This is a genomic window from Longimicrobium sp., from assembly GCA_036387335.1.
Classification (GTDB): Bacteria; Gemmatimonadota; Gemmatimonadetes; order Longimicrobiales; family Longimicrobiaceae; genus Longimicrobium.
The window spans coordinates 1-9011 of record DASVTZ010000164.1; the positions used below are offsets into that span (position 1 = coordinate 1).

At 70.0% G+C, this 9011-nt stretch carries 5 protein-coding genes; 4 read left to right on the plus strand and 1 reads right to left on the minus strand.

Annotated features, from left to right (window positions below; all coding sequences use genetic code 11):
• The 4 genes from VF647_15895 to VF647_15910 form a co-directional block, all read left to right on the plus strand.
• A partial coding sequence (locus tag VF647_15895; protein ID HEX8453583.1) for a type II secretion system protein GspK occupies window positions 1-756 on the plus strand: 756 nt, incomplete at its 5' end.
• Window positions 757-767: 11 nt separating this feature from the next.
• Complete coding sequence (locus tag VF647_15900) at window positions 768-1766, plus strand: sigma 54-interacting transcriptional regulator (GenBank protein HEX8453584.1); 999 nt, start codon at window positions 768-770, stop codon at window positions 1764-1766.
• Window positions 1767-2397: 631 nt separating this feature from the next.
• Window positions 2398-7467, plus strand: a complete 5070-nt coding sequence (locus VF647_15905; protein HEX8453585.1) for a hypothetical protein — start codon at window positions 2398-2400, stop codon at window positions 7465-7467.
• Window positions 7468-7707: 240 nt separating this feature from the next.
• Entirely contained in the window at window positions 7708-8421 is a 714-nt protein-coding gene (locus VF647_15910; GenBank protein ID HEX8453586.1) for a hypothetical protein, read from the plus strand.
• Window positions 8422-8736: 315 nt separating this feature from the next.
• On the opposite strand, the gene VF647_15915 is transcribed toward VF647_15910, so the two are convergent.
• Window positions 8737-9011: hypothetical protein (locus VF647_15915; GenBank protein ID HEX8453587.1), on the minus strand; the 275-nt coding region annotated here is incomplete at its 5' end.

A 9011-nucleotide genomic window follows, 5' to 3' on the forward strand; every position in this document is an offset into this window, starting at 1 on the left:
GGCGGCCTGGCCGTGCTCGCCGAGCGCCTCCGCGAGCAGCTCGCGAAGCCCACCGCCGCCGGCGCCTTCGCGGCCACGGACCCCCTGCTGGTTCCCGCCGTCGAGTACCGCCTGGAAGGGATCGCCGTCCGCGCCACCGCGTACGACGCCCGCTCCCGCGTTCAGCTCAACCTCGCCCCCGAGGCCGACCTCCTCACCCTCTTCGCCGCCGCGGGGGTGGAGCCCGGCCGCGCCGGCGCCCTGGCCGCGCAGGTGGTGCGGTGGCGCGCCGCGCACGCCCGTCCCCCGCTCGCGCCCGACTCGTCGGGCCGACGGCTGCGCCCCGTACCCGGCGCCTTCGCGACGGTGGCGGATCTGCGCGAGGTGCCGGGCGTCACGCACGCGGAGTACGCGCGCCTGGCGCCGCTGCTGAGCGTGGCGGGAGACGGGATGATCAACGTGAACACCGCCCCCGCCGCCGTCCTGCGCACTCTGCCGGGGATCGACGCGGAGGGGGCGCAGGCGCTGGTGGCGCGCAGGAAGATGGGGCCGATGCTCTCGCCGTACGAGCTGCTGGGCGCACTGCCGCGCGCGTCGCAGTTCGGGGCGCAGGGAAGGCTGGCGGAGCTGAACGAGCGCGCGGCGTACCTCCCCCGCGCCGCCGAGGTGGAGGTGGTCGCCGCCCCGGATGGATCTCCCGTGCGCGCCCGCCTGCACGCGATCGCGGTGCTGGCGGGCAGAGAGCGCGCGGCGATCGTCGCCGTGACCGAGCGCTGAGAACGCGCGCCATGCCCTCCGCCTCCCCCAGCGACGCGCAGCTCCGCGCCTACCGCCTTGCCGCGCCCCCGCGCCCGCCCTCGCCCGGGGTTATCGGCGGGAGCGCCGGGGTCCTGGCGGCGCTGCGCACGGCCCGGCGCGTGGCCAACAGCAGCGCCACCGTCCTCATCCAGGGCGAGAGCGGCACGGGAAAGGAGCTGCTGGCGCGCGTAGTCCACGACGAGAGCGGGCGTGCCCCCTTCGTGGCCGTCAACTGCGCCGCCATCCCCGAGAACCTGCTGGAGAGCGAGCTCTTCGGCCACGAAAAGGGCGCCTTCACCGGCGCGCTCGGGCGCCGCGTGGGCCGCTTCGAGCGCGCGAACGGGGGCACGCTCTTTCTGGACGAGGTGGGGGACATGAGCCCCTCCATGCAGGCCAAGATCCTGCGCGCCCTGCAGGAGCACGAGGTGGAGCGCGTCGGCGGAGATCGGCCCATTGCGGTAGACGTGCGCGTTCTTGCGGCTACCAACCGCGATCTTGCGGCCGAAGTGGCGGCGGGACGTTTCCGCGAAGACCTCTTCTACCGGCTGGCGGTGGTGGTGCTCCACCTTCCGCCGCTGCGCGAGCGCGGCGGAGACGTGGAGCTGCTGGCGCGGCACTTCGTGGCCCACTTCGCCCGCCGCCACGGCCTGCAGGTGGACGAGGTGGCGCCGGAGGCGATGGCGCTGCTGCGGGCGTACCGCTGGCCGGGGAACGTGCGGCAGCTGGGCAACGTCATCGAGGGCGCGCTCCTGGTGGCCGACGGCTCCGTCCTCCTCCCTGAGCACCTCCCCCCCGACGTGCGCGCCGCGGCCGCCGATGGCCCCGAGCCGGTCCCCGCGCAAGGCGACCACCTCCTGCCGCTGCGCGAGATGGAGCGCATCCACATCAACCGCGCCCTGGCCCGCACCCGCGGCAACCTGGTGCAGGCCGCGGAGCTGCTCGGCATCCACCGCAACACCCTGCGCGACAAGCTGCGGCGGATGGGGTAGGCCCTCACCCCCGGCTCGTTACACTCGCCTGCCCCCTCTCCCGATAACAGGAGAGGGCTCCGCCCTCTGTTATCGAGAGAGGGGGCTGAACCCGTCGCACGGGCCGACCTCCGCGAATCACACCCACCCCTCGTAGGGGCAGACCTGCGTGTCTGCCCGCCGCCCGCCTTACGCACGCCGTTCTCCCCCTCTCCCGTTATCGGGAGAGGGGGCCGGGGGGTAAGGGCCTCCGCACGCAACTCACGACAGAGTTCTGTACATACGAATACTGTGCGCCCGCTGCACCGGGTGCACGGATTCTGTGCACCCTCAGCGCCCGAAAACGAACGTTGCAATTATGTAAACGCATACAGGAGGTACGTTTACAAATAAACAAAAGGTGGAACGCCGATTGCCTTCGTAATCATGTGTTCCCCCAGCACGCAGGCACGGAAGCGGGCCGCATTTGTAAGCGGACCGCCAGGGCGGCGAGGGGCGAGGGGGAAGCGCATCGGTACAACCACACACTGCGGGAGGGGGTATGCTACAAAGCCGAAGTCCGGCCGCAAGCTGGACGCGGAGGGGGCTCGCCGCGCTTCTGCTGGGAGGGGCCTCCGCGGGAGGCCTTCACGCCCAGTGCGCGAACACGACCGTGGCCGAAGTGGTCGCGCTCGATCAGGTGATCTTTTACAACCGGCTGGGTGCCCACGACCCGTCGGGGATGATGTACGCCCTCCTCAGCGACGTGGTGCCCATCAGCGGCACCTCGCTCTCGCCCGGCAACGTCCGGCTCCGCCCCGGAAAGCGGCCCCGCCCGCTCACCCTGCGCGTCAACCAGGGCGACTGCCTGGTGGTCAGCTTCACCAACCTCCTCTCCCCCACCCCCGGCAGCAACCAGCCGGGCACGCGCGCCGCATCGGTGCACGTGGTGGGGATGCAGCTCGTGAACGGGATCCAGGACGACGGCTCCAACGTGGGGCAGAACCCCACCAGCCTGGTGGAGCCCGGGAGCTCGGCCAAGTACCAGCTCTTCGCCGAGAAGGAGGGGACCTTCCTCCTCTACAGCACCGCCCAGACCACGGGCGGCGACGGCGACGGCGGCACCATCAACAAAGGGCTCTTCGGGGCCGTGAACGTGGAGCCGCCCGGCGCCGAGTGGTACCGCAGCCAGGTGACGGCGGCCGACATGCGCCTGGCCACCGCGCGCGACCAGTACGGGCAGCCGCGCACCACGCCGGGCGGGCAGCCGGTGATCGACTACGACGCGGTGTACCCCCCGGGGCACCCGATGGCGGGGCGCCCCATCCTCAAGATGGCGGTCAACGGGCAGATCCAGCACGCGGACCTCACGGCCATCATCACGGGGCCCAACAAGGGGCGCCTTCCCACGGGCACCTACCCGCAGGTGGTGGTGAACCGCGACCGCGAGAAGCCGTTCCGCGAAGTCACGGTGATCTTTCACGACGAAGCGGGGATCGTGCAGGCGTTCGACCGGCTCTACGAGGACCGTCAGTTCGAGCACACGCTGCACTCCGGCCGCGACGCCTTCGCCATCAACTACGGCACCGGCGGCATCGGCAGCGAGGTGATCGCCAACCGGATGGGCGTGGGGCCGATGAGGGACTGCAGCGAGTGCAAGCTCGAGGAGTTCTTTTTGTCGTCGTGGGCCGTGGGCGACCCGGCGATGGTGGTGGACGTGCCGGCCGACTTCGACGGCAACGGCGACGGCGTGGCGGACCCCGGGGCGAAGGCCACCAAGGCGCTCTTCCCGGACGACCCGTCCAACGTGTACCACAGCTACATGAACGACCACCTCAAGATCCGCAACCTGCACGCGGGTCCCAAGGAGCACCACATCTTCCACCTGCACGCCCACCAGTGGCTGCACACGCCCAACTCCGACGGGTCGAGCTACCTGGACAGCCAGGCCATCGGGCCGGGCGCCGGGTTCACGTACGAGATGACGTACGACGGGAGCTCCAACCGCAACAAGACCCCGGGCGACGCCATCTTCCACTGCCACTTCTACCCGCACTTCGCGCAGGGGATGTGGGGGCTGTGGCGCGTGCACGACACCTTTGAGGCGGGCACGGCGCTGGACGCCAACGGCCGCCCCGCGCCCGGCGCGCGCGCGCTGCCGGACGGCGAGATCGCGGCGGGAACGCCCATCCCGGGGCTGGTGCCGCTGCCGGACTACGCGCTGGCGCCCATGCCGAACAGGGCGGAGCCGGGCTACCCCTTCTTCGTTCCGGGGATCGCGGGGCACCGTCCGCCCAAGCCGCCGCTCGACACGCGCTTCGACGGCGGGCTCCCGCGCCACGTGGTGCGCGCGGGCACGGCCACCTTCCCGGCGCTCAACCGCCTGGACTTCAGCAAGCACGACGTGACCATGGTGGCCGACTCGCTGGACGAGGGCGGCACCCCGCTGGAGCGCGCCGCCATGGCGTTCCACGCGCGCCGCCTGCAGCCCACCTTCCGGGTGGACCCGGTGACGCTCTCCATCGTATCGGACAACTTCATCACCAACGGCCAGCCTGGCGCGCCGGGCGCACCCTACGCCGACCCCTGCGTGACCGACGACGGGCAGCGCGTGGGGACGCCGCGGCTGTACCAGGCGGCCTCGTTCCAGATCGACGCGAAGTACAACAAGGCGGGCTGGCACTACCCGCAGCACCGCATGTTCGGGCTGTGGATGGACGTGGACTCGTTCCGCACGGGCGTGCGCCCGCCGGAGCCGATGTTCATCCGCGCCAACACCAACGACTGCATCGAGTACCGCCTGGTGAACCTGGTGCCCGATGAGTACGAGATGGACGACTTCCAGGTGACGACGCCCACCGACGTGATCGGGCAGCACATCCACCTGGTGAAGTTCGACGTGACTTCCTCGGACGGCGCGGCGAACGGCTTCAACTACGAAGACGGCTCCTTCTCACCCGGCGAGACGGTGGGGCGCGTGCGGGCGATCCGGCGCCAGAACTCGTGCACCGGCACCGACTCGGGCGATCCGCGGGACAACACCTTCACCTGCCCCGTGGCCAGGGCGCACCCCTTCTTCGGGCCCGGCCCGGGCGGGGAGTGGGTCGGCGCCCAGGAGACGGTGCAGCGCTGGTACGTGGACGACGTGCGCGACGCCAGCGGCAAGGACCGCACGCTGCGCACCGTCTTCACCCACGACCACTTCGGCCCCTCCACGCACCAGCAGGCGGGCCTCTACGCCGGCCTGGTGACGGAGCCGCGCGGCTCGCGGTGGCGGGATCCCGAGACCGGCACCTTCTTCGGCACGCGCGGCGACGGCGGGCCCACCAGCTGGCGGGCGGACATCCTGACGGCGGTGGCGGACAGCAGCTACCGCGAGTTCAACCTGCAGCTGGCCGACTTCACGCTGGCGTACCAGAGCAGCGCCACGGGGCTGGGGCCGCACCCGCGCGAAGCCATCAACCCGCCGGGCAAGTTCGAGCCGAGCCCGGTGCTCCCGGACCTGCTGCGTCCGCCGGTGGCGGGTGCGTGCCCGGGCGGACAGCCGGCGCCGTGCCCGGAGCTGGTCTCGGCCAACGAGCCGGGAACGATGTCGGTGAACTACCGCAACGAGCCGCTGGCGCTGCGCGTCCGCGACCCGGGCACCAACACGCAGGCGATGGGGCTGGCCGGCGACTTCTCGCACGCCTTCCGCTCCGACGTGAAGCGCGCCGACTTCAACTTCAACTCGCAGCCCGCCTTCTACCGTCCGCTGACGGGCGACGTGCGGGCGGGCGACCCCTTCACGCCCATGCTGCGCGCCAAGGAAGGCGACCGCATCCAGATCCGCGTGCTGGTGGGCGCGCACGAGGAAGGGCACAACTTCAGCGTGCAGGCGCCGCGCTGGCTTGCCGAGCCCTCCAACCCGAACTCGGGTTTCCGCAACAGCCAGGGGATGGGAATCTCGGAGCACTACGAGTTCGTGCTGCCGCCGCTTCCCAAGAACTTCGTGGGGGCGCAGGCGGACTACCTTTACCGCGCGGGCTCGGCCACCGACGACCTGTGGAACGGCACCTGGGGGATCCTGCGCTCGTACGTGCGCGGCAACACCGGGCTGCAGGACATGCCGTACAACACGGGCGGCAACTTCACCGTGGCCAACATCGGCGACTTCCGGGGGATCTGCCCCAGGTCTGCGCCGATCCGCAACTTCGACGTGACCGCCATCGCGGCGTCGAGCGCCATCAGCGGGGGAACGCTGCGCTACAACACGCGCACCGGCGCGGCGGGCAACGGGCCGCTCAACGATCCGTTCGCCATCATGTACGCCCACACGAACATGCTGGACGCCAACGGCATGCTGGACCCCAACCAGCCGGTGGAGCCGCTGGTGATGCGCGCCGTGGCGGGTGAGTGCATCGAGGTGACGCTGCGCAACCGGCTGCCGTTGAACCCGCCGGACAAGGACGGCTACAACACGCTGCCGATGATCGTGGACCGCTTCAACGCGAACCAGGTGTTCCCCTCGGGACACGTGGGGCTCCACGCGCAGCTCGTTTCGTACGACGTGACGCGCAGCGACGGCACCAACGTGGGCTTCAACCCGGTGCAGACGGCGGCGCCCGGCGGCACCGTGACGTACCAGTGGTACGCCGGCGACCTGGAGCTGCAGCCGGACAACACCATCCTGGCCACGCCGCGCGAGTTCGGCGCCATCAACCTGAGCTCGTCGGACCCCATCGAGCACGCCAGCAAGGGTGCCATCGGGGCGCTGGTCATCGAGCCGCCGGGCTCCTGGTGGCAGGAGGGGACGAGCCAGAGCCAGTACCTGACGGAGGCGTATCCGTCGCACACGCAGGCCACCGTCTGGATGCCGGACGGCACCAGCTTCCGCGAATTCGTCCTCCTCTTCCAGGACGACCTCAACCTGCGCTACGGCAACGGCTCGCCCATCGAGTACCTGGCCGAGTCCGAGGACGCGGAAGACACGGGGCAGAAGGGCTTCAACTACCGTACGGAGCCGCTCTGGTTCCGGATGGGGTACGCGCCCGACACGCCGCTGACCACCACGCGCACCTTCGACTTCCGCAAGGTGCTGACGAACGCGCAGGTGGGCGGCGATCCTGAGACTCCGCTCTTCCAGGTGGAGGTGGGCACGCCGGTGCGCGTGCGGGTGCTGCAGCCCGGCGGGCACGCCCGCAACCACGTCTTCCAGATGCACGGGCACATCTGGGAGGAGCAGCCGTACATCAAGAACTCGACCTACCTGGGCTTCAACCCGCTCTCGGAGTGGAAGGGCGCGCAGGGGATGCACGGCCCCACCAACCACTTCGACGTGATGCTGCGGAACGGCGCGGGCGGCCGCTTCGGAGTGCTGGGCGACTACCTGTTCCGCGACCAGAGCTCGTTCCTGTTCGACGGCGGGCTGTGGGGGATCATGCGGGTGCTGCCGCGCGGCGCGCTGGGCTCGGACTACTACCCGTACTACTGCGACCCGTGCGGGGCGTGCGCCTACCCCGCCTCCACCACCAGCGACGCGTCGGTCCAGATCCAGTGCCTGCCGCCGCCGGATCCGTGCTACGGTACCGACCCCGTGTACTCGTCGTCGTCGGACCCGACGACGCAGAGGGCGCAGCCGATCTGCATGGATACGCAGTCGGCGAGCAGCACCACGACCACGTCGTCCACGACTTCGTCGCCTACCGGCACGAGGACCACGACGCCCAGGACGTCGACTTCCACGACCCCGAAGACGAGTCCGTAGCGGCTCGCACGCACACCTTTCAGCGCCGGCCCGCGGAATCTTTCCGCGGGCCGGTTTTTTAACTGCGGGCTCGCACAGAGACACAGAGGGGTAGGGCAAGGAAGAGGAGAACAACGGGAAAATCACGTTAAACGGCGCTTTTCACCGGTCTAGGACAATGGGCCATCCGCGTGCACTATTACGCGGTTGCTCCCACCCTCTTCCCAAAGGCCACACATGCGCCATCGACTTACCCCGCTGTTGATGATCCTTGCGCTCGCCGCGTGCGGCGGCGGGTCCGCGGGCGGCGGTGCGGACGATCCCCCCGCCGCCGCGATGGTGGACGGCAAGCCGGTGGGGCTCTTCTTCATGACCCGCTACTGGTCGTACACCAACTCGCTGGAGAAGGTGGTCTGGTACTTCGCGCCGGATGGCCGCGTGTACCAGAACCTGGCGTCCGGCTTCTCGGCGGAGGACCTGGCCGCGCACAAGGGGAACCAGGGGACGTACGAGGTGTTGGGCGGCAAGCTCAAGGTGACCTGGGCCGACAACAAGGTGACCGAAGGCGACATCGCGGCCGACGCGGGCGGCTTCGGGTGGGACGGCGGCATCTTCACCGCGGTGAAGCCGTTCGAGGACGGCAAGTCGCTGGCGGGCACCTACGAGGGCGGGGAGTCGTTCAATGCGGGTGGCGGCAACAGCGCGTCCGCCTCCAACACCATCGTGCTGCGCCCCGACGGCACCTTTCGGCGCGACGCCGTCGCCTCGGTCCAGAGCACCACGAGCGAGTCGGTGGTCGAAGCCGGCACCCAGAGCGGCGGCGACGGCAAGTGGGAGGTCGCCGGCTACTCCCTCGTGCTCACCGGCACCGACGGCAAGGTGCAGCGCGGCATCGCCTTCCCGTACGACGACAAGGACACCCCCGTATACCCCGACCGCATGTACTTCGCCGGCACCATGTACAAGCGCCAGTAGGGCCGCGATTCATCGCCGATTCATCGCGCCCGTGCATCAAGGATCAGGATCTCACGCAAAGGCGCAAAGGCGCGAAGGAAGGATCTGGAGCCTCTTTCTTTGCGCCTTCGCGTCTTCGCGTGAGGCCATTTCCTCGGATGCTCACGAACTCGTAAGGAACGGTGCTACGGAGCGCGCACGGCGTCGAACGCGCCCTCCAGCCGGATGCGGGTGGAGGGATCGCGCGGGTCCGCGCTCCCTTCCCATCGGAACCAAGTCGCCGCGGAGGACTCGAGCGAGGCTACGCCGCGCCCGGCTCTTCAGCTCCCCATAACGTCATCGATCCGGGCATTCCAGCCCGTACGCCGCCGCGTGCCCGGAGACGAAGCCGTGGTTGCCCGACACCGCGAACCCGGTCGTCGGGAAGTCCTGCTCCCCTTCCAGCCCCGTCCCCAGCAGCTGCCCCGTATCGCGATCCAGCACACCGAGCCCCAGGAAGTTGACCAGGATCCGACTTCCACAGACGGCTATGCCGTTGTTGCCGCTCGGCATGCGCGTCTTCCATAGGATGCGCCCGGTTTGCACCTCCAGCGCGTATACGTGCCGGTCGT